The sequence below is a fragment of the Senegalimassilia faecalis genome (assembly GCF_004135645.1).
Classification (GTDB): Bacteria; Actinomycetota; Coriobacteriia; order Coriobacteriales; family Eggerthellaceae; genus Senegalimassilia; species Senegalimassilia faecalis.
This window is the reverse complement of the sequence record NZ_SDPW01000001.1, coordinates 2,223,418-2,244,417: the sequence shown is the minus strand read 5'-3', so window position 1 is coordinate 2,244,417 and position 21,000 is coordinate 2,223,418. Positions and strand designations below refer to the sequence as shown.

Below are 21,000 nucleotides of genomic sequence, written 5' to 3'. Positions count from 1 at the left end.
TTACTAGCGCGCGGCGCGGCCGACGACCTGGCCCATGGAGGGCGCGGGCACGATTTCCATGACCTGGTCGAGGATGTCCTCGGCGGTGACGGATTCGATGCGGGCCTGGGGTTTGAGCGCCAAGCGGTGCGCGCACGTGGCCTTGAACACCTCGCGCACGTCCTCAGGCGACACGAAGTCGCGCTCGCGGATAAGCGCGCAGGCGCGGGCCATGCGCGTCAGCGCGATGACGCCGCGGGGGCTGACGCCCAGCTCCACCAGCTCCATGTCGCGTGTTTGCTCGCACAGGCGCACGATGTAGTCGAGCACGGTGTCGGCCACCTGCACGTTGCCCAGGAAGTTCTGGATTTCCAGCAGGTTGTCGCGGCTGATCTTCGCCTTGATGTCGTCAAGCGGGTTGGCGTAGCGCTTCGCCTTCAGGATGTTGACCTGGTCGGCCGTGGAGGGGTAGCCGATGGACAGGCGCACCATGAAGCGGTCGATCTGGCTGTCGGGCAGAGGCTGCGTGCCGGCCGAGCCCACGGGGTTTTCCGTGGCGATGCAGATGAACGGCTTGGGCACGGGGTGGCTGACGCCGTCGACGGTGACGGCAAGCTCTTCCATGACCTCAAGCAGGGCCGATTGCGTTTTGGCGCTGGTGCGGTTGATTTCGTCGCCCAGCAGCAGGTTGCAGTTCACGGCGCCCCAGTTGAACTCGAATTCGCCCGTTTTGCGGTTGAGCATGGTGAAGCCCGTGATGTCCGACGGCATGGTGTCGGGGGTGAACTGCACGCGCTTGTAATCCAGGTCAAGGCACTTCGACAGCGCCAGGGCCAGCGTGGTTTTGCCCGTGCCGGGGACGTCTTCAAGCAGGATGTGGCCGCCGGCGTAAATGGCCATAAGCGCCTGCTCCACGACTTCCTGCTTGCCGATAAGGGCCTTGTTCACTTCCGCGACGATGGCCTTTGATTGCTCGACGATCATTTATTTCCCTCCTAGATAGGCGGATTCTGCGGTTGCGGCCGCAAGCTGTGCTTTCAGTTCGTCCATTTCGATGGGTTTGCCCGTGTGACCGTTCATGCCCGCCTCGCGCGACTGCCGCGCGTCTTCCACGTAGTTGTTCGCCGACAGCGCGATGATGGGCACCGTTTTCGCGTCGTCTTTGTCGAGCGCGCGGATGCGCCGCGTTGCCTCCCAGCCGTTGAACGTGGGCATTTGGATGTCCATGAGGATGGCGTCGTACGTGCCCGCGGGCGCCTTCTCGAACATGTCCACCACCACGGGGCCGTCGTTGGCGTGGTCGACCGTGACGCCGAGCGTGCCCAGAAGTTCGATGGCGATTTCGGCGTTGAAGTCGTTGTCTTCGGCCATAAGGAAGTGCTTGCCTTCGAAGTTGTACTGCGTGGCGTCGCTTTCCTTGCTGTGGAACATCTCGAGCGTTTCGCCCGCGCTGGCCAGCTCGTCGGCTTGCTGCTGCGTTGCCAGGCCGAAGGGGATGTACGTGGTGAAGTCCGTGCCGCGGCCCAGCTCGGTGTCCACGACGATTTCGCCCTGCATTAGCTCCACGAGTGCGCCGGTGATGGCCATGCCCAGGCCCGTGCCGCCGTAGCGCCGCGCGATGGTGCGGTCTTCCTGCTCGAAGGGCTCGAAGATGCGGCTGGTGAAGCGCGGGTCCATGCCCTTGCCGGTGTCGCGCACGCGAATCATGTAGTTGACTTCGTCGTCGCGGCGGTACATTTCGCGGAACGTGACCGTGACGTGGCCGCCGGCGTCGGTGAACTTCAGCGCGTTCGAGATGAAGTTCACGATGATTTGGTTGAGGCGCATGCGGTCGCCGATGAGGAACATGCTGTGGCAGTCCTCGGTTTCCACGCGGTAGTCGATGCCTTTTTCGCGCGCCTGCGCCTCGAACATGGCCACCAGCTCGTTGGCCACTAGGCGGATGTCGAACGGGCGCGCTTCCAACTCGACGTGGCCGCTGTTGAGACGGCTCATGTCGAGCACGTCGTTGACCAGCGACAACAGGTAGTCGGACAGCTTCGTGGCGCGGGCCAGGTCGTCGAGTAGGCGCTCTTCTTTCGTGTGATGCTCCTGCGCCAGCGCGATCATGCCCTTGATGCCGTTAAGCGGCGTGCGGATTTCGTGGCTCAACTGGCTCATGAAGTCCGTGCGCTCCTGGGCATTTTTCATGGCGTGCGACTCTTGTTCGCGCGCTGTTTCGATGGTTTCGTGCTCGTCGGTGACGTCCGTGGCCGTGACCAGGGTGTATTCGCCGCCCTCGACCGAGGTGAACGTGGCGCGGATGTGCTTGGTGGCCGCGGCGTCGTTCGGCATGCGGTAGTCGGAATCGAGCGTGAGCGGCGTTGTGCGGTCCCATGTGCCGATGATGCGCTTGATGCGCGCGCGGTCCTCGTCGGGCACGAAGCGCAGAAGCGTTTCGACGTCGTCGACCAGGCGCGCCGGCTCGACGCCGAACACGTGCTGGAAGCTTGGCGCGATGTGGACGGGGTACAGGTCGCTTGCGCGCAACAGGAAGCTGGTGTTCGGGTCCGCTTGGGCGCACGCGGCCTCGAACAGCTGCGATGCGCTGTTTTCGTTGCGTTTGCTATGTGAGCCGAACAATCCCATGATTTCCCTTCTAAGCTTTACGATTGTCCCACAGTAACGGGGCAAATCATAGTGGAATGCCCATTAAATCTGGCGCACGACCTGCTTCAACGACCCAGCGGGGCACGTCGCGCACTCGTGTCCCGTACACAGTATGCAACCATGCCCCAAGGCCGCGCGGTCCCCGAGGTCGCTCGCCCCCATGCCCTCTGGAGTCGCGCACTCCACGCTTCCGGGGTCGCGCGACCCATGTCCCCCTCGGCGGCGAACCCTACGCTCCCAGGCTGCGCGTCCGGATTTGCGCGGTGGAGGCTGAGCGGTGGGGCGCACCTGCCACGCCGTGCCGGCGGCGGCGCGGGTGAGGAAGATGACGTGAACGGCTGGTGGCTTCGTCCGCGTGAGCCTGCTGAAAACGGATGCTGTGTTTGCCGACTAGCGTAGGGAGCGTTGCCACGTCGGGCTGCTGGACTATCGGGCTTGCCGGCTCGCCGTCCGCTGGACCTTCCGTCGTGCCGGTCTGAAGCGCTCATTTTTCGCGAAAACGGCGGCTCGAAATCAAAAATCGCTCATGTATGTGATTTGTTGGCAGTGGCTGTAGTAGATTGATTTCACGTAAGCTTGTGACCTGGGAAAACGCAGCTGGGAAATCTTCGGCATGTCGCGTTTCCGGATTAAATCACATACATGAGCGATTTTTGAATTGCGACTGCGTTTTCTTGCGAGTTGCGCTGCCTGTTTGGCTCTAGACGAGGTGTGCGGTTCCCCAATCGGTAAAAAGTTCAGTGCGAAGTTCTCTGGCCATGGCGGCTTGGCGCGCGGTTTTCGGCTTGAGGCGTTTGCCGCGGATGTTTGCTACGGTTTCAGAGAATGCGGCAAACCGCGCTTCGCTTTTGAGCTGGTCGTACGTGAGGGGGAGGACGTCTATACCCATGTTTCTGAGCGCAGTTGTTCGGTCCGAGTCGGAAAGAAAGCTGTTTGCCTTATTGTGCACGAGAGTGCTTTGGCATTCGACATCGAGGCCTTCTTCCCAATATAGGTCGCAAAGGCAAAAAGAGCGATGTGCAAGGGTCTTCGCTTTGCTGGACAGGTTGATGCGCTTGTTGAATGAGAGCCCTGCGTGCCCTTCGCCTCCGCGTTGGCGTGGAAGCCCGAGCAAAATGCCCGCTCGCGCTTCGAAAGGGGATGCCGCATCGGGTTTAACGAGGCTTGCCGCAACCCGAAGCCGTTCACAACCGCGTTTTGGCGCAGCGTCAAGTGCCATGCGGGATAGCTCCTGCGCGGTGGTGGAGGCGGGGCGCGTCCAGAGATCCGTCAAACAGCCATTGCCATCGATGAACGGCTCCCATCCTCCAACTACGGGAAAGCGGCGGTTTCGGACGCATGTTTGGAGTGCATCTTTGATTGGCTGCGGCGCTTGGTAAATCGTAAAAGATCCGCAAGCTTCTGTTGCCAGCATGATGACGCGGGTAAGGCTTGCCCTCGCCGCAAGCTGCAGGAGCGTAAATGGTAGGTTTGTCACTTGAAGGCTCTCGCCGATGGGAGTGGTTGACCCGAACGGCATGTCGTTGGCGGAAAAGCGCGGGCGCGTAATGCCCGGCGTATAGCAGCGGGCACGATCGTCGACGGAGATGTCGACGGGGCCGCGGTGACTGGCGGCAAGAAGCGATATCGCTGGCATGAGGTCTTTTTGCTGCGCGCCCGATGTTTCTGGTGGCGGGATTGGGGCGAAGCCATGTCTGGCAAAGCGGCGAAGAGGCCATGGCCTCGCGTGTTGCCAAAACCGTTTCTTCCTTGAACAGTTTGGTGAGAACGGGGTCGGTTTCGTTGCCGGCAAGCAGTAGTTGGACTATGGGCGGGATGCGCGAATAGTCGAATGCCGTTATGTCGCAAATGATGGTATCCATGGCTATAGGATATCATGATTTACGGAATAATGCCTGGTCAGAAGCTTACACGGATTCTATCTCAGGTGTGATTGAGGTCTTGCGGGAATACACGCTAAATCTTGCAGATTTCTGATTGGCGTCGTTTTTTGTCATTCGCGCTGTCGAAAAAGAGGCGTCAAGCGTTTTGACTTGAGCGGCGCGAGAGGGTTGCGTGCCGGAAACCGACTGTTTGGTTGGGCGATTTGCGACGCTTGGCCGCAAGCTGGTTGGCGCTTGGTGGTCGGGTTCATGCGTTTCGGGCATTGCCGGCATTTTGGCCAGCCGCCTTGCTGGCGCAAGCTATGTTGGCTTGCATCGGGTGGATGCGTCGCGTGTAGAGGGGCTTTGGTTGTTGTTGCGTCTGGCGCGTCGGGAAAGATGCCGGGCTGCAACCCTCGGGTGCTATGGGGCACGGTCGTGATGCGTCCGCTTCTTGCCGCAAAATATGTTTGGGTTTGTAGTCGGGAATCGTTGCAATAGCTTTGCGGCATAGTTGCTCGGCTTGTTTGGGGCCTAATGGCGTGCGTTTTGGGCACGGCCGTAATAAAAATCGCTCATGTATGTGATTTAATCCGTGCTCGGAGGTAGCTGTCGAATTTGTGGCGGAGTTTTCCCAGTTCAGATGTCTGCTTGTTTTGAGGATACTTTGGCAAGTGGTAACAAATCACATACATGAGCGATTTTTGGGAAAGCGCCAAGTTGGCGACTGCGTTGGTGACGTCGATCGCCTGCGAGGCTTGCTTTGCCAGGTGCCAAACTTGGGCAACTTTGCGGTGCAAGGGAGAAAGAATGCCGGTATTCCTCTGATTCTAGGCTTGCGTTTTCTGGTTGGGCCGAGAAGACGAGCATGGCGATGCGGCAAGCGTTTCGTGCGGGGGTGCGAACGGCAGAGGCTTGTGGGGGCGGGCGGCTGAGCTGGCCGAGCGCTGACGGGCCGGGGTCGCCGGCGGGCGGAGACCTGGCGGGTTTGGTGCTAGCAAGCTGGGCGAACAGCAGGGGTGCTGGCAGGTCGCTTGGGGTGGGGCGGTCCACCCGTTGTGCTTCATGTTTGGGTTTCTTGCACCAGGTTGATGAGTTCTTGTTGGGAGTGGATGTCAAGTTTGGCGTAGATGTGCTGGCGGTGCGTGCTGACGGTGCTTTTCGAGAGCAGCAGCTCTTCCTGGATGAACGGCAGGTTGCGGCCTTTTGCCAGCAGCACCATCACCTCGTGCTCGCGCTCGGACAGCGCGTAGTCGGCGGCCACTTTGGCGCATTTCTCGCGGAAGTGCTGCTTGCGTTGCAGGGGCAGTAGGTCCATGGCGCGCACGAGGTCGGTCTCGGAGAACGCGAAGCCGCTGGCCGCAAGGATGGCGATGACGCTGGCCATCATCACGGGCATGGCGCTGTCGATGCTGATGCCCACGCCGTGCAGCACGAACCGCCCGACCACCAGTCCCAGCAGCGGGCCGGCCGCCCAACCTGCGCGCACGAGGGCGAACGTGCGCGCACGCTGCGCCGGCCAGCGGTTGCACACGCCGGCCAGGATCGTCCACATGAGCATGCCGAAGCACGCGTACGACGCGGAGTTCAGCGCGTGCGGCACCAGCGCGGCGCGCTGCCCGTACACGACGGGCACCAGCAGCATGAGCGCTCCGGCAACCAGCAGCAGAATAAGGAAGTGGTAGATGTTGCGTGCCATGCGCGGCGTTTTCAGTGTGGCAAGTAGCAGCGCGATGCCGACGACGATGACGGTGGCCGCAAATGCGCCTCCGCCTTCGACCAGGGCATATGCTGTGCCGCCAAGGTCTTTCACGCCCATTTGCACGTACAGCGTGCGCACGACCTCGGCGGAGAACCCCACCAGCACCGAGCTTGCGGCCAGCTTGGCTGTCAGGCGCGAAAGCTCGCTTTTGCTGCCACGCGAAGAGCCGCCGCACGCCTGCGCATCGTGTGCGCTGGCGCTTTCGGGTTCGGCTTTGCCTTGGTCTACGAGCATGTGCATGCCGTAGGACAGCAGCAGCCCGGCCAGCACGGGCATGCTGGCGGCGAAGGCGCAGGCCGAAAGGCGGTCGAACAGCAAAAACAGCGCGAACAGCAGCGACGCGAGCACCGTGCCCGTTGTCGCGCCGATGATGCACGAGCTGGTGGAAAGCCGGCTGAACGCGATGCCGAAGCGGATGAGGAACAGCCCCGACGCCACGCCGGCCACGGCGCCGGCGGCAACCATGCCCACAACGCTCGCGCCGTCGGGCAGCGCGGCGCTTGCCGGCATGGCAAGCGTGCTTGCGGCAACAAGGGCGGGCAGCGCCCACATGCTTTCCTTGCGCGAAAGCAGCCGCTCGGTTGCCTGGTCGTACACGCCGGCGACGACAAGCATCAGCGCCACGCACACGATGGACACCAGGTAGACGGTGTCGAGAATCACCTCGCTTTGGGCAAGTCCCGTGTACAGCGACAGGCTTTTGAACGCCATGGACACCCATGCCGTATTGCACCCGAGGGCTGCGCCGACAATCAGCTCGGCGGCCGTTGGGACGTGGTTTTGCTGCATGAGCCCCTCCCTTAGATCATGCGTTGCAGAAAGCGATGCGCGAGCGCGGCGACTCCCCGTTTCCCCCCTGGTTTCGGCGGCGCATCTTGCGTTTGATTGTACCTGTTAAGGGGTATCTAGGACGCGCGGCGCAAGGAAACGGTATTCCAACAAGCTATCCTATCTTGTGGATAATTAGCTGTTTTCCCAGGTCAACCGGCATCGTGCGCAGCGCACGATGCGCACCAACGGCGAAATGCGCGCTGCGCTCGATACCTCTTCTTCAGTTGTGTACATATCGTGAATGCATCTTCGTAACCGACGAGAGGAGGAGGAAATGGGCAAGTTCAACATGACGCGCCGGACGTTCACGAAGATGGCGGCAGTATCTGCCGCTGCGCTCGGCGTGGCGGGAATCGAGGGAGAAGCCCTAGCCGAAACCAAGGGGGCGGCAACGCAGACGGCGGGCGAGGTCAAGCACATCCGCTCGTGCTGCCGCGGGTGCGGCAAGATGGAATGCGGCGTGTGGGTGACCGTGCAAGACGGCCGCGTCATCAAGTCCGAAGGCGACGAGAGCGCGTTCCAGTCGGCCGGCAACCACTGCGCGAAGGGCCAGGCCAGCCTGCAGGCGGCCTACCATCCCACGCGCCTGCGCTATCCGCTGCGCCGCACGGGCGCGAAGGGCGAAGACCCCGCGTGGGAGCGCATCACCTGGGACGAGGCGTACAAGACCACGGCCGACACCATCCGCGAGAAGCAGGACAAATACGGCAAGGAAACCTGCATCTTCATGGGCGGCACGTCGCGCATCTGGGCCATGGGCCCCTACGGCAGCCTGAAGTCGTGCTTCGGCAGCCCCAACGGCATCCAGGCCAACGAGATCTGCAAGGGCCCGCGCTTCTACGCCACCAGCCTTGACGCGTCGAATGCGTACAGCTGGATGGAAGTGGTGGGGCGCCCGCACGTGTTCGTGCAGTGGGGTGGCGCGTCGGAGCTTTCGAACTACGACGACAGCTGCCGCACCACCGTGGACGTGGCCACGCGCGCCGATACGCACATCATCGTGGACCCGCGCCAAACGAACCTGGGCAAGGAGGCCGACATCTGGGTGAACCTGCGCCCCGGCACCGACGGCGCTGTGGCGAACTGCTGGGCCCAGGTCATCATCGAGAACGACCTCATCGACGACATGTACGTGCGCAAATGGATGAACGCGCCCATGCTGGTGGTGGAAGAGGCGTCGTTCGAGCCCACCGAGTGCGCCTCGACGCAGCAGTCGAAGAAGATCAAGACGCGCCTGCTGAAGGAATCCGACATCAAGGAAGGCGGGTCTTCGGGCCGCTTCATGGTGCTCAACGAGCTGTCCGGCGAGCTTTCGTACTATGACACCACGGCCGACAACCCCGGGTGGAAAGGCGAAGACTGGCAGCCGGCCACCGAGGGCCGCGAGGCGAAGCAGCCCGGCCTGGACGCCACGGGACAAACGCAAGGTTTCGTGCTTGACTACACGCCGTTCCCCGATGGGTTGTACCCGGCACTGTTCACGGAATCGGGCGGACACGAGGTGACGCTGAAGGACGGCACGAAGGTGCACGTGCGCACCGTGTGGGAGCACTACATCGACTTCTTGCAGGACTACACGCCCGAGAAGACGTCGAAGATCACGGGCGTGGACGCCGACGTGCTGAAGAAGGCGGCGCTGGCCTACGCCACGCGCGTGGACCCGTCCACCGGCTACGGCAACGGCGGCATCCAGTACATGCTGGCGCCCGAGCACGCGTGCAACTCCGTGCAGAACCAGCGCGCCTGCGACCTGGTGGCGGGCATCACGGGCAACATGGACGTGCCCGGCGGCATGCGCGGCTCCACGCCGGGCTGGCCGTACTTCGACCTGGCCATGTGCATCGGCGACTCGAAGGAGATCCCGAAGTACGACTCCAGCAAGATTCTGGGCTCCGAGCGCTTCCCGATGATTGGCAGCGACTGCGGCCCGGGCTGGGCGGACTGCACGTCGATCTACGACGCCATCAACACCAGCGACCCGTATCCGGTCACCGTCGGCATCGGCCAGACGGGCGACTTCATGAACCAGGGCAACTCCATCTACAACTCCGAGCAGCTGTGCAAGCTGGACTTCTGGTGCGCCATCGACCTGTGGCACACGCCGACGGTGGACATGGTGGCCGACATCGTCATGCCGGCGGCGCACTGGATGGAGCTCGACTGCATCCGCAAATCGCAGGGCTCTTCGGGCGCGTTCGGCGCCACGGTGAAGGCCATCGACCCGCCCGGCGAGGCGAAAAACGACCTGGAAATCGTGGTGGGGCTGTACAAGGCCGCCGGCATTCCGTACTTCGACGAGGAGAAGCACGGCGCGAAGTGGCTGGAAGGCGAAGCGTGCGTGGACGCGTGCAACGAGGTTGCGCTTGCCGGTTTCCGCATTCCGAAATGGGCCGATTTCAAGGAAGAGTTCCAGAAGAACGGCTGGTTCGACTCGAAGGTGGAAAAGCGCGAGGACTGGGGCATCTACCGTCGCTACCAGATTGGCAACGGGCACATTTCCGGCGGTTTCCCGCCCACGCCCAAGCAGCGCCAGGGCTGGAACACTACGACGCACAAGCAGGAGATTTGGTCGACGGTGCTTGAATCGTGGCTGGTCAACGGTGTGAACAACGGCGGCGTGACGCCGAACATGGCCTACTCGGAGGAAAAGTTCTCCGACAAGGAAGTGTTCCCGCTGTTCAAGGAGGCGCCGCACAGCCCCGTCGAGGAACCCGATTCCTACACCGACGACAACGCGTTTTTGCTGACGACGGGCCGTCGCCAGGGCACGTACTTCCACAGCGAGCACCGGCAGCTGCCGTGGTGCCGCGAGCAGTGGCCCGTGCCGCGCTTGGAGATGAATCCCGTTGACGCGCAGCGCCTGGGGCTTGAGCAGGGCGACTGGGTGTGGATCGAGTCGGCGTACGAGGCGACGCCGTACACCGAGGCGTTCACGCACAAGATTCGCGAAGTCGTGGACCTGTACTACGGCATCGAGCCCGGCGTGGTGAACGCGGAGCACCAGTGGTGGTACCCCGAGCTTGAACAGGCTGATCACGGCTTCAAGCTTTCCGGCGTGAACTGCCTGATCGACCGCCATGCGCAGGACCGCATCTGCGGCTCGTCGAACCTGCGCGCCTACCCGGTGCGCGTGTACAAGGCCACGGCGGAGAATTCCCCGTTCGGCAACCCCGTGCCGTGCGGCGACGACGGTACGCCCATCATCCACACGTGCGACGACCCGCGCCTGAAAGATTGGCTGCCCGACTACGACAGCCCGAGGGGGGAGGAGTAAACCATGACGCATTACGCGATTCTGACCGACCTCAACAAGTGCGTCGGTTGCCTTGCCTGCTCCATCAGCTGCAAGGTTGTGAACAACGTGCCTATCGGCAGCTACTGGAACAAGGTGCTGCGCATCGGCCCGAACCCGCGCCAGGAAGGCGGCCAGTGGCCCGACGTGTACACGTACTTCCTGACGGTGCAGTGCCAGCACTGCAAGAACCCCGCGTGCGTGCAGGTGTGCCCCACCGAGGCCAGCCACGTGCTTGCCGACGGCACCGTACAGATCGACAAGTCGAAGTGCATCGGCTGCCAGTTCTGTGCGATGGCCTGCCCTTATGGCGTTCGCTATCTGAACGAGGAAGAGCGCGTGGTGGAGAAGTGCACGCTGTGCGAGCAGAAGGTGGCCCAAGGCGAGCTGCCGCAGTGCGTCAGCCAGTGCGGCGGGCGTGCGCGTTTCTTCGGCGACCTGGAGAAGGGCATCGAGAGCTTCGAGGCGCCCGGCGCGCCGCTTGAGGGCGACAAGTCCTACGACGCGCAGGTCAAGTCGCGCATCCGCTTGGGCGATGCGACGGGCGAGGGGTGCGACTACCCGGTGAAGCCGTACAAGGACTCTGAGGTGTATCACCTGCCGAACGTGGGCAACGACCCCGGGTTCGTGTACATCCTGCGCAACGAGCAGTGGCAGGGACAGGAATGACGGTGACTGGCGTGATTGTTCCGCTTTCCCGCGCGGCGGGGGCGGGCGCGCGCCTGGAAAGTGGCACCAAGGCTTGCGCGGGCGACGCGGCAGTTGCCGCCTGCGCGGCCGGGTGCGGGCCGGCCGCCCGCGCCGCGGTGCCTGTGAAGGAAGGTGAGTAGCATGGAATTGCAATGGCCTTTGATTTTGTTCACCACGCTGGTGGCCTGGTCGGCCGGCGTGTTCGGCTGCCAGGGCGTGCTGGCGCTTGCGGGCGCGGGCAAGAAGTCGCAGCAGCTGCTGACGGTTTTGAGCTGCGTGCTTCTGGCGGCGTCCGGCGTGGCGGTGTTCTTCCACCTGCAGCATTGGGAGCGCATCTTCAACGGTTTCGGGCACTTGACCAGCGGCATTACGCAGGAGCTGATCGCGATCGTCGTGTTCGTGGTGGTGGCCGTGGCGTTTTTCGCCATGGCGCGCAAGTCGGCCGACGGCGGCACCGTGCCGAAGTGGATGGCGTGGGTTGCCATCGCGATTTCGGTGGTGCTGGCCGCGGTGTGCGCGCATTCGTACATGATGGCGGCGCGCCCGGTGTGGAATAGCGTGCTTGAGGTGCTGTCGATCGTGGGCGCCGCGTGCATTTTGGGGCCCGCCACGTGCGCCGTGGTGCTGGCCGCGAAGGGCGACGCGGTTGACGTGTGCGGCCTGCCGGCTGTGGTGGGTTCCGCCGTGGGCGCCGCGTGCACGGCGGCGTATGCGGCCGTTATCCAGATGGGCGGCGGCGCGTTTACGCAGGTGGGGTATTATTTCGACCCCACTGTGCCCACGAAGGAGATGGCGAATGCGGCCGCGACGGCGGCCGGACAGGCGCCGCTTCTGTGGCTGGGTGCCGTGGTTGTGGGCGCGCTGGTGCCGCTGGTGTGCTGCGTGCTTGCCCGCAAGAAGGGCGACGCGGCGGTTTGGAAGGCGTTCGGCGCCGTGGCCGTGGTGGCAGGCGTCGTCGGCGCCATCTGCCTGCGCGTGGCCTTCTACAACATGGGCCTGAGCGTGTTCATGTTCTACTGAGTTCCGCCGGTCTGCCGGCCGGCGGACGGGGCCGACGCTGCGGCCGCCCGATGCGCCCCATCTTGTCCTTCAGCTTCGCGGGCATGGCCGAAAGGCCAATGCCGATCCCAGCTGAGCTGGGCGCGCCCGCTCGGGCGCGTAGGCAGGAATCGAACACGCCGCCGGCGCGTTCGGCAGGGCAACCTGGGCACCTCGGGCACCCTCGCTGACTCTTCGGAATCCCCGATGGCGACGTCCGGCCCGCAAAAGGGAGCGAGGAGTGGGACAAAGGGACAGTCCCTTTGTCCCACTCGCAGACGATTGGATTTTGCTGCCCGGCTCCTGCTGCTCGCTCCTCGTAGGGCCGAGCGAGAGCTCGGTCCCAGCAAGAGAGCGCGAGGCGCGACACCATATTAAGTCGTCCACGCTCCCTGGAAGATGGTGACGCGCTCTTCGGGCGCTGCCTAGAAGGGGCGGAGTTTTCGCTCCGCCCTACGGAAAGCGGCGGCTGGCGGGCAACCCCCGTTGCTCACTGACGCCAGTCCTTGCGGCGGCCCGGCGGAGGGAACATCCGTCCCTGACGGCCGTTATCGCCTCGTACCTGGTTTTGCTGTCGCATCCCATTGCAGGCCATCTGCCATTGATCGATGTTGCGATGACCGCTTGAAACCGCCCTGTCCTCTTGTTAGGTTGGCCGGAAACAGGCGGCTGATCGGCCGTTTCGCGATTCCGGCGGCGCGCCGGTTTCTTGAAAACCAGGCCCGGCTCGCCGGGTTCCTTCGCATCTTCCGGCCCACCACCTATGGTGCCCCCTTCCGCTTGGAGACTTCCTTCCCCTAACCCCCTTGCAAACAGGATGTCTCCAAGCGGAAGGGGCCGTTTTGCGTTCTGCGGCGAGCAGCAGGCGTTTGGTCTGGACGAACGTTGACAAGTTCGTAACGCATCGAGCGTCCACCGGATTGTTCGACAAGCAAACAGGAAAGCCCCTCAGCTGAAGGGGCCGTTTCGCGCTCTTGACGCTTGGCGTGGCTGGCGCACGGTGCCGCGAAACGCGCGCTTGCTGCGAAAAGTCGCTCATGTATGTGATTTGTTGGCAATCGGTTGAGTAGCCGTTTGACACGCAACCTTTTGACCTGGGGTTATGTAAATAGGACTGGAGCTTGTACTTCACCTAACCGAGTTAAATCACATACATGAGCGATTTTTGGGTGCGACAGAGGTGGCGGGCGGTTCTGGCATCGTGCAGCAACGGGGTCGTTCCTCGTTGCGCAAACTCGCTCGAGTTTGGGACTTAACGTTGGTGGTGTGGTTCCTTGCGGATGACGGTCGCATGTTTTCCCAGTTCAGAGTGGTGTGCATAGAGGGGGTGCGTGTTGGCGGCCTAACAAGTCCCCAAACTCGAGCGAGTTTGGGTGTGGGCGGTGCTGGGCGTGCCAGCGTTAGACGTGGCGGCCGTCGTGCGGTTTCGCTGGTGCCGGTCGCCGGTTCGCTCTTCCTAGCTCAGCAACAGGGCGATCGCGAGGATGCACACTGGCGAGCAGATGGTGGATAGCAGTACGCCGTCGCGGGCGAACGTGGTGCCGGCGTTGTAGCGCGCGGCGTAGTTGAAGACGTTTTGCGCGGAGGGCAGCGCGGCCAGCACGACGCACGCGTACAGGTCGTGGCCGGTGAATCCCATGGCGCTGGCCAGGGCAAACGCCACCGCTGGCATGAACGCGTTCTTCAGCGCGGCTGCCGTGAAGGTGGCCTGGCGACCTTCGCGGCTGGCAAGTGGGCGAGCGCCGCGCAGCGACATGCCGAACGCGCACAGGATCAGGGGCACGGCTGCTTGGCCGACGATGTTCAGCGGGTCGTACAGAAATTGCGGCACCAAAAACACCCCGGTCCCATGGCATGCGAGCATACGGCGGGCGCCGGCCGGCCGCGCCAACGCGCCAAGGAATTCACAGCAACGCCATGGGATTTGACGGCAGGTGCGAGAACGCCCGCAGCGGCAGTCGCGCTGCGAACGGCACGTGTGCAAAATACCCTCATCGTTTCACTCCCAAAACTTTAATTTCGTTTGACTTTTGGGAGTGAAATGATGCTGGGATTGCTTTGGGTAGCTAAATGCAGTACAAACGTTTGACCTGGGAAAATGAAGGTCCAGGTTTGTTTGATATTTGGCTGGTTTGCGTTAAAACACAAACTAACGGAAGTTTTGCGCGGCAGCTTGTCTCACTGCTTGTTGACAAAGAGCATTGTGCGGCCAAGCACAGCTTCCGGCAACCTACGCTTGGTAGAGAGGGTTGGGTTTTCCGGCATATTCGCTTGGGAACTGAAATGCCATTTACATTTCACGCCGAATTCGACGAAACGAAAATCGATTTTAGGATGTTGAGAAATAGCCGAGAAAATGAAAGGATTTCGTTTTCTCGGTTGCTGGCGAGGCGCGTGCCCCCGCTGGTTTTGCGTTGCCCTCGCCATTGGCGTCGACGGCGAGGGCATGGCGGGCGTGTGGCGGGCGCGTTCTATTCCGTCATCTTCTCGAACGTGCGGCCTTGGATGGTGAGCTTTTCTTTGTCGGTGTCGGCCATGTTCGCGGTGATGTCGGCGCGGTAGGGCCGGCGCGGGTCGGCGGGGTTGTTCCACATGCGCTCGGCCACCGGCGCCCACTCGTCGGCGAAGGTGCGGCACTTGCCGCACAGATGCTCGGCGCTCTCCTGTTCCTGCAGGTCAGTGCAGTGCGCGCCGGCGCCACTTTGTCAAGCATGTCCATGATGGTGGTGACGTTGTGCTCGGGGTCCTCGAGCAGGTAGTCCATCGTTTTCATAAGCGCCGCGCGCTTGAGCTGGTCTGTTGCTCTCATGTTCCTCACCTGAATTCTGAACAGGTTGTGCAGCAGGTACTACACGCTGTTCAGTATCTGACGTATGCGGAATAAAACAATTGCAACTACGCCACAATGAGGCTTAATCCTCGTTAGTAGAAATTAAGGGGACGATCGGGAGGGCGAGGAATGGAGAGTGTCGTTCGTGCGCAGGCTGCGGAAAGGAAGAAAATCGACCGCCGGTCGAAGCGCAGCCGCGAGGCCATACGCGCGGCGTTTCGCGAGCTTCTGAGCGAGAAGGACCTGTCGCAGATCACGGTGACGGAAATCGCGCAGCGCGCCAACCGCAACCGCAAAACGTTCTACCTGCACTACACGCCATAGAAGACCTGATCAGCGAGCTTTTGCAAGAAGAATGCCGCTACGTGGTGGACCAGCTTGAGGAAGCGCTGCGAAAAAACCCGGGTGGCACGAACGAGGCGAAGCTGTACGAGGCTCTGGGTGCGTCGCTGCTGGCGAACTTCAGCCGCAACAGCGACGTGCTGCGCCATGTCGACTTGCCTTCGCTTATCGTGCAAATGCGCCCGATGTTCGCGAAGGCTCTTGCGGAGCGGGACTCGTTGGGCCTGGCGAAAGCGCTTGGGCCGTACCTCGAGGTGTTCGTGGCATATTTTAGCTCGGGCATCTTGGGCCTGTTCAGCCAGTGGGTGGCGCTTGATTCCGAGCTGCCGCTGGAATATCTGTCGAAGCTGGCCACCGCCACGGTGGGCGGCGGCGTGAACGCGCTAGTGAAAGCCGCCGCTGAGCTGCACGTAGACGAACTGCCCGCCGCACCCGCTGGCGCGTAGGGTCTCGCGGGTTTCGGTGGGCGGCGGGGCGCTACGATTGGAACTCGCAACCCTTTCATCAGGTAAAACGTCAAAATAAGTGAATTTGTGCGATAGCTTTGCGCGCCGGCGCGGGCTAGGATGGCCTGCAAGAACGCTGGCTGCGGAAAGCCAACGCACCGTTGCGATCCTCCTTCCCCAAAGGGTTTTGCGCGCGGCCGGCATTCGAGGCATAAAGCCGTTACTTGAAAAGGGTGAACATGCCCTCTGGCATGTTCAGACCCTGATTGGGAGCGGTGCGTCAGTCACCGCGACCCGTTCCTGATTGCCGTAGGCAAGTAGGGACTGTAATTTGAAAAGGAGGGTGCATGAGCAAGAAGGGAAAAGCGGTTGCGGGTGCAACCGTTGCTGCTGCGTTGGCGGTGAGCATGGGCGCCGGCGCGGCCATTGCCGCCGACACCAGCTACGCGCCGACCACGCTGGGCAACAGCGCGTACACCAACCAAGTTGACGCGCGCAACGACTGCACCGTGCAGGCGATGCGCTACACGTTGAGCATTTCGCATCAAAACGCCGACACCGTGGCCGAGGCGCAGGGCCTTTCCGCGCAGATCGGCAGCGCGTCGGGCGACGTGTCGCCCATCGTGGTGACGAACAGCCTGGGCAAGGACGTGAAGGAGTTCACGTTCCGCACGTCGGACACCTCGTCGTATCCGGGCAAACAGCTTTCGGGCACGCTGTCCGACGGCCAGTCCGCCGGTTGGGCGTTCGTCTACGATTACGGCGAGCGCACGTACACGAACCAGGCGGGCAAGACCATCAGCATGCCGAAGAACTACCTGATGCAGGTCACGTTCGCCGACGGCACCACCGCCGAGTTCCACAACGTGAACATGAACGGCGTGCGCACGCTGAACCTGTGCTACTCGGCCGATTACGGCGTGTACTACGTGGAGCGCACCACTATCACGAACCACACGCCCGACCCGAACCTGTGCTACGAGGCCAACCTGGCAGCGTACGAGGGCGGCGAAGACGAGTTCGACTACCACGTGAATTCCGGCGGCCGCATGGGCGACCGGCCGTGCGCTGGCGGGAAAGTAAAGGGTGTCGAATATGAGCGAGAATACAGGGAAAACGGACGCTTCTATGCAGGGCTCCTCTCTGAACAAAGGTGGAATGAACCGTAAGCGCATCGTGATTGCGGTTGTGGTGGCGGTAGTTATTGTGGCGGGGTGCGGCATGTTCGCGTGACACAACAGCCCCAGTTTCTGCGGCACCGTGTGCCATACGCCCATGAGCAAGTACGTTTCCGATTTCGAGGCCGGCCCGGTAGATGGCGGCAGCAGCGCTATGCTGGCGGCATACCATGGCGCCGATGCCGACATGAACCGCCTGAGCTGCCACGAAGCGAAAATCGACGAGCAGGTGACCGAAGGCATGAGCTGGGTTTCTGGCAGCTACAACTTCGATTCGTCCTCGCAGATGCTGGAAAGCCGTTCGGGTGAGTTCGCTACGGCCGAGTTTTGCCTGCGCATCGGCTGCCATGACGGCATCAACACGGTTGACGATTTGACTGCTGCTACGGCTGACAAGGAATTCGACCCGCATGACTGGAGTCAGCACGGCGTTGTGGCTTGCGGCAATTGCCATAAGGTGCACGAAACCAGCGAGTTCTACTGCACGCAGTGTCATCTTGATGCCACGTATTCCAGCGTTCCGAACGGCTGGAACGTCAGCATCGACGGCACTACCTATAAGGTGGAAAACGGCCAGCTGAACGAGCTGCAGAAGTAGCTTTCTAATGGTTGATGTTAGGGGCTTAAGGTCCTGCTGTGACGATCTGCATAAGGGCTGCCCATCGAAAGAATGGCTGATGAGCAGATCCAGAACCGACAACGGAACTTGAAGACTGAGGCCGGCGGCGTGGTGCTGCCGGCCTTGGCGTTATGCCGGGAAATTGTCTTATGCCGGCACAAATGTAATTTTCAACCCCAAAGCTTTCGCCACCTTCGCGATAGTCTTGAACGAAGGATTCGCTTCGGCGCGCAGGGCTTTGTAAAGGCTTTCGCGTCCAAGTCCCGCGTCTTCCGCTACGCTGGTCATCCCCTTAGCGCGCGCGATGTCGCCAATAGCCATTTGCAGCAGGTCGGGGTCGCCTTCCTCGATGGCGGCATTTAGATAATGGGCGTAATCCTCTTCGGTCTTGAGATAATCGCTAACATCCCATTTGGTGAATTTGCTAGACATTCTGCTCATCCTCCCATTCGCGCACGAGCTTTTTTGCAAGAGCAATATCTCTTGTTTGCGTTGCTTTCGCTCCTTTGGCGGCAAGAATCAAAAACGTGTCATCTTCTATCGCCCCGTAGACGCGATAGCCTGGTCCCCGATGAAAACGGAGCTCGAATATCTTTCCCTCAATTGATTTCCAATCCCCGACAAGGGTGCCAAGCCGTGCAATGGTTTGAATTCGAAATGAAATGAGGTTCCTTGCCTCTGCGTCTCGTAATTTTAGAAGCCATTTCTTGAATCGTTTACTAGGTACAACTTCCATGAGCTCCTCCTCAAGTGTATCTAATCGGATACAGTTCTGCAAGAGCTGCGAATCTGCGAGACGCGTTGAAGCCAAGGCTCCGCGGTAGCGAGGATGTACTTCGCTAGGGGAGTTGTCGCTTCGCGGCTAGCTTGCCAAGGGGTATGGCAACTGGGCGCAAGGTCCCAAGGCGGAGACACCGTTTCGCAAATACAGCTCTGCAATTTGAAGAGGATCTTGAGGGCGTGGTAAGGCGATTGCGCATGGACGGCCGCTTGCTAGCAAATACGGCCGCGCCCCCATTGGCTCGACAATTGGAAGTATAGCACAAATAATCGCACGAATGTTCGATTAATCTGTTAAAATGTAGTAGTATCGTCCTAAAGCAAATGGAAGAGCTGGAAGGCCAGTGGCTTTGGCTGGGCGATGCACTTTTATCTAGGGCGGGTTTTCAGGTCGTTTGGTGGCCGTCTCCTTTCGCTACCTTTGTCTGCCCTATCTGTTCAAATCTCGACGCTTCGTTGTTTGCTGCGAAAGCTCTTGTAACCTAATTGTAGCCGTGAGCGTGGCAATTTTGGGGGCGAGCGGCGGTGGGCAGCGTTACACTGGGAATTATCTTGTAGGTGCAGGCTTGGCAAAGGGAACGCTGCTGGCCTGCCGAGAAAAAGGGGGGTGCCGCTATGGCGGTCAATCGTTTCGTGCTGAATAACATCTCGTATCATGGTGCTGGTGCAATCGGGGAGATTCCCGGGGAGATTCAGCGTCGCGGGCTCGCAAAAGCCTTCGTGTGCTCTGATCCTGACCTGGTGAAATTCGGCGTGGTGGGCAAAGTCACGGATAAGCTTGACGCCGCAGGCATTCCGTGGGCGCTGTATGACCAGATCAAACCCAACCCTACCATTAAAAACGTGCAGGACGGCGTGGATGCGTTCAAGGCTTCGGGTGCAGACATGATCGTGGCCGTTGGCGGCGGTTCGGCCATGGACACGGCGAAGGGCATCGGCATCATTGTTGAGAATCCAGAATTTGCCGACGTTGTTTCCCTTGAGGGCGTGGCCGACACGAAGAATCATGCCACGTTTACCATTGCCGTTCCCACCACGGCAGGCACGGCGGCCGAGGTTACCATCAACTACGTCATAACCGACCCGGAAAAGGTGCGCAAGTTCGTGTGCGTTGATGTGAACGACATCCCCGATGTGGCCGTTGTGGACCCCGACATGATGGCGTCTATGCCTGCGGGCCTTACTGCTGCTACGGGCATGGACGCGCTGACGCATGCCATCGAGGGCTATACCACGCAAGGCGCGTGGGAGCTGTCCGACATGTTCCATTTGAAGGCCATTGAGCTGATTTCGAAGAATCTGCGTGCGGCATACGCTGAGGCGAAAAGCGGTAAGCCTGGTGAGGGTCGTGAAGGCATGGCGCTTGGCCAGTATGTGGCTGGCATGGGCTTCTCGAACGTGGGCTTGGGCATCGATCACGCTATGGCTCATACGCTGTCCGCGCACTACGACACGCCACATGGCGTGGCGTGCGCAATGCTTCTGCCGGTTGCTATGGAATTCAACAAGCCGGTTGCTGCCGAGCGTTTGGCTGATGTGGCGCGCGCGATGGGCGTCGACGTTGCGGGCATGAGCGCGGAAGAGGCTGCCGATGCCGCCATTGCGGCAGTGCGTCAGCTGTCTGCCGACGTGGAGATTCCCCATACGTGTGCAGGTTTGGTTGCCGAAGATCTTGATCAGCTGGCAAGCGACGCCATGGCCGATGCTTGCTTCCCGGGCAACCCGCGCGAGGCAGATCACGACCAGGTGGTCGAGCTGTTCCGCAAGATCATGGCGTAAGGTCTGACGCTTCGGTATCGAGTGCCGCGCTGCTGGATGGTGGCGCGGCAGCTTTTCTGCTGCGCTGGGTAGGGCTGATGTTGCCAAAGTGGGGTAGGGGATAAGGGTCCTTTCGTTTGGTGGGTTCGCTCCGTATCCGCCGTCTCTTATTTTGGCGAATCCGTTTTGCGCCTCGGTCCCTCTACCTACCCGCCATTGCGTGCTACTAAAGGGGCGCGATGGCCTGCTGGGATTGTCTTGTTTCGGCTTTTCTTGTTCTTGAAAAAGCGAGCCGCTTCGAAATCTTTCCGTTACATTGAACCTGGCTGGTTTGCGCTATGCTATGCGCGTTGGAGTGCGGTCTAACGAAAGGGGCGAACATGGCGGAATCGAAGCGGCAGCTTGCCGGCGCGCTTGAGCAGCTTATGGAGCAAAAGCCGCTTGATCAGGTGCGCGTTTCCGAGATCGTTGCCTTGGCAGGCGTGAGCAAGCAGACGTTTTACCATCACTTCACTGATAAGTATGACCTGATGGAGTATTGCTTCCGCGACATGTTCTCCCAGCAGTTCGACCGTATGACCACGCTTGCGCCGTTTGGCGAATGCTACCTTGATTTCCTGACGCGGTGCCGCCAGCGCAAAACGTTTTTGCGCAACGGGTTCACCTCGCAAGACGTGAACAGCTTGTACCGCGTGATGCACCACGCGCTGCGCGATGCTTATGGAAAGCGCGTGCGCGTGTGCGGCGCGCCGGATGAAGGCGCCGTGGGCTTTTGTCTGGACTTTTTCTCGAAGGGTTGCGCCGGTTGTACGCGCCATTGGTTCGATCAGGGCATGGACTTCTCTAACGAGCAGCTGGTCGAATTGATTTCGCTGTGCATCCCGGCCGGGATTGCGAAGTATTTTCAGTAGCGTTCGTCTTCTCCCGTTCCGCAAATTGCCAGA

General features: G+C 61.2%; 18 protein-coding genes. 10 read left to right on the top strand and 8 right to left on the bottom strand.

The genetic code is table 11. The annotated features are described in order from the left end of the window. Nucleotides 1-3: 3 nt before the first annotated feature. The 4 genes from ET524_RS09335 to ET524_RS09320 all read right to left on the bottom strand — a co-directional run bounded on the left by ET524_RS09335 (nucleotide 4) and on the right by ET524_RS09320 (nucleotide 7,041). Nucleotides 4-963, bottom strand: a complete 960-nt coding sequence (locus tag ET524_RS09335) for an AAA family ATPase (RefSeq protein ID WP_129425257.1) — start codon at nucleotides 961-963, stop codon at nucleotides 4-6. Then, nucleotides 964-2,607 carry a hybrid sensor histidine kinase/response regulator gene (locus ET524_RS09330; protein WP_129425255.1) on the bottom strand — a complete coding sequence of 548 codons (1,644 nt, stop codon included), beginning with the start codon at nucleotides 2,605-2,607 and terminating at the stop codon, nucleotides 964-966. 721 nt (nucleotides 2,608-3,328) lie between these two features. Then, nucleotides 3,329-4,264 carry a hypothetical protein gene (locus ET524_RS09325; protein WP_129425253.1) on the bottom strand — a complete coding sequence of 312 codons (936 nt, stop codon included), beginning with the start codon at nucleotides 4,262-4,264 and terminating at the stop codon, nucleotides 3,329-3,331. Between the two features lie 1,289 nt (nucleotides 4,265-5,553). Next, nucleotides 5,554-7,041 (bottom strand): helix-turn-helix transcriptional regulator, encoded by a 1,488-nt coding sequence (locus ET524_RS09320; RefSeq protein ID WP_129425251.1) that lies wholly within the window; start codon nucleotides 7,039-7,041, stop codon nucleotides 5,554-5,556. Between the two features lie 316 nt (nucleotides 7,042-7,357). Here ET524_RS09320 and ET524_RS09315 point away from each other — a divergent pair, with 316 nt between their 5' ends. The 4 genes from ET524_RS09315 to ET524_RS09305 are packed head-to-tail and all read left to right on the top strand — an operon-like array spanning nucleotide 7,358 to nucleotide 12,085. After that, nucleotides 7,358-10,357 carry a molybdopterin-containing oxidoreductase family protein gene (locus ET524_RS09315; protein ID WP_129425249.1) on the top strand — a complete coding sequence of 1,000 codons (3,000 nt, stop codon included), beginning with the start codon at nucleotides 7,358-7,360 and terminating at the stop codon, nucleotides 10,355-10,357. Between the two features lie 3 nt (nucleotides 10,358-10,360). Then, entirely contained in the window at nucleotides 10,361-11,044 is a 684-nt protein-coding gene (locus ET524_RS09310; protein WP_129425246.1) for a 4Fe-4S dicluster domain-containing protein, read from the top strand. Continuing rightward, on the top strand, nucleotides 11,041-11,205 hold the full coding sequence (locus ET524_RS11585) for a hypothetical protein (protein WP_161566672.1): 165 nt from the start codon (nucleotides 11,041-11,043) through the stop codon (nucleotides 11,203-11,205). The genes ET524_RS09310 and ET524_RS11585 overlap by 4 nt, the downstream gene beginning before the upstream one ends. 1 nt (nucleotide 11,206) lies before the next feature. Then, nucleotides 11,207-12,085, top strand: coding sequence for a dimethyl sulfoxide reductase anchor subunit family protein (locus tag ET524_RS09305; RefSeq protein ID WP_129425244.1), 879 nt, complete (start codon nucleotides 11,207-11,209; stop codon nucleotides 12,083-12,085). 1,474 nt (nucleotides 12,086-13,559) lie between these two features. Here ET524_RS09305 and ET524_RS09300 read toward each other — a convergent pair. Further along, nucleotides 13,560-13,943, bottom strand: a complete 384-nt coding sequence (locus tag ET524_RS09300) for an AEC family transporter (RefSeq protein WP_236648299.1) — start codon at nucleotides 13,941-13,943, stop codon at nucleotides 13,560-13,562. Nucleotides 13,944-14,574: 631 nt separating this feature from the next. Further along, nucleotides 14,575-14,709, bottom strand: coding sequence for a hypothetical protein (locus tag ET524_RS12050; protein WP_269089550.1), 135 nt, complete (start codon nucleotides 14,707-14,709; stop codon nucleotides 14,575-14,577). Nucleotides 14,710-15,062: 353 nt separating this feature from the next. Here ET524_RS12050 and ET524_RS09290 point away from each other — a divergent pair, with 353 nt between their 5' ends. The 4 genes from ET524_RS09290 to ET524_RS09275 all read left to right on the top strand — a co-directional run bounded on the left by ET524_RS09290 (nucleotide 15,063) and on the right by ET524_RS09275 (nucleotide 17,497). Next, a complete protein-coding gene (locus ET524_RS09290; RefSeq protein ID WP_129425238.1) occupies nucleotides 15,063-15,257 on the top strand; it encodes a TetR/AcrR family transcriptional regulator in 195 nt (64 codons plus the stop codon). Between the two features lie 20 nt (nucleotides 15,258-15,277). Continuing rightward, nucleotides 15,278-15,721: a hypothetical protein gene (locus ET524_RS09285; protein WP_129425236.1), complete on the top strand. Its 444-nt coding sequence runs from the start codon at nucleotides 15,278-15,280 to the stop codon at nucleotides 15,719-15,721. Between the two features lie 347 nt (nucleotides 15,722-16,068). After that, nucleotides 16,069-16,890: a hypothetical protein gene (locus ET524_RS09280; RefSeq protein ID WP_129425234.1), complete on the top strand. Its 822-nt coding sequence runs from the start codon at nucleotides 16,069-16,071 to the stop codon at nucleotides 16,888-16,890. Nucleotides 16,891-16,996: 106 nt separating this feature from the next. Continuing rightward, the gene (locus ET524_RS09275) at nucleotides 16,997-17,497 is read left to right on the top strand and encodes a cytochrome c3 family protein (protein WP_129425232.1); all 501 of its coding nucleotides are present in this window, start codon (nucleotides 16,997-16,999) and stop codon (nucleotides 17,495-17,497) included. Between the two features lie 168 nt (nucleotides 17,498-17,665). On the opposite strand, the gene ET524_RS09270 is transcribed toward ET524_RS09275, so the two are convergent. After that, entirely contained in the window at nucleotides 17,666-17,950 is a 285-nt protein-coding gene (locus ET524_RS09270) for an addiction module antidote protein (RefSeq protein ID WP_129425230.1), read from the bottom strand. Then, the gene (locus ET524_RS09265) at nucleotides 17,943-18,254 is read right to left on the bottom strand and encodes a type II toxin-antitoxin system RelE/ParE family toxin (protein WP_129425228.1); all 312 of its coding nucleotides are present in this window, start codon (nucleotides 18,252-18,254) and stop codon (nucleotides 17,943-17,945) included. The genes ET524_RS09270 and ET524_RS09265 overlap by 8 nt, the downstream gene beginning before the upstream one ends. 659 nt (nucleotides 18,255-18,913) lie before the next feature. On the opposite strand from ET524_RS09265, the gene fucO reads away from it, so the two are divergent. Then, a complete protein-coding gene (gene fucO, locus ET524_RS09260; protein ID WP_129425226.1) occupies nucleotides 18,914-20,077 on the top strand; it encodes a lactaldehyde reductase in 1,164 nt (387 codons plus the stop codon). A 359-nt stretch (nucleotides 20,078-20,436) separates the two neighbouring features. Then, nucleotides 20,437-20,967, top strand: a complete 531-nt coding sequence (locus ET524_RS09255) for a TetR/AcrR family transcriptional regulator (RefSeq protein ID WP_161566671.1) — start codon at nucleotides 20,437-20,439, stop codon at nucleotides 20,965-20,967. Nucleotides 20,968-21,000 lie beyond the last annotated feature (33 nt).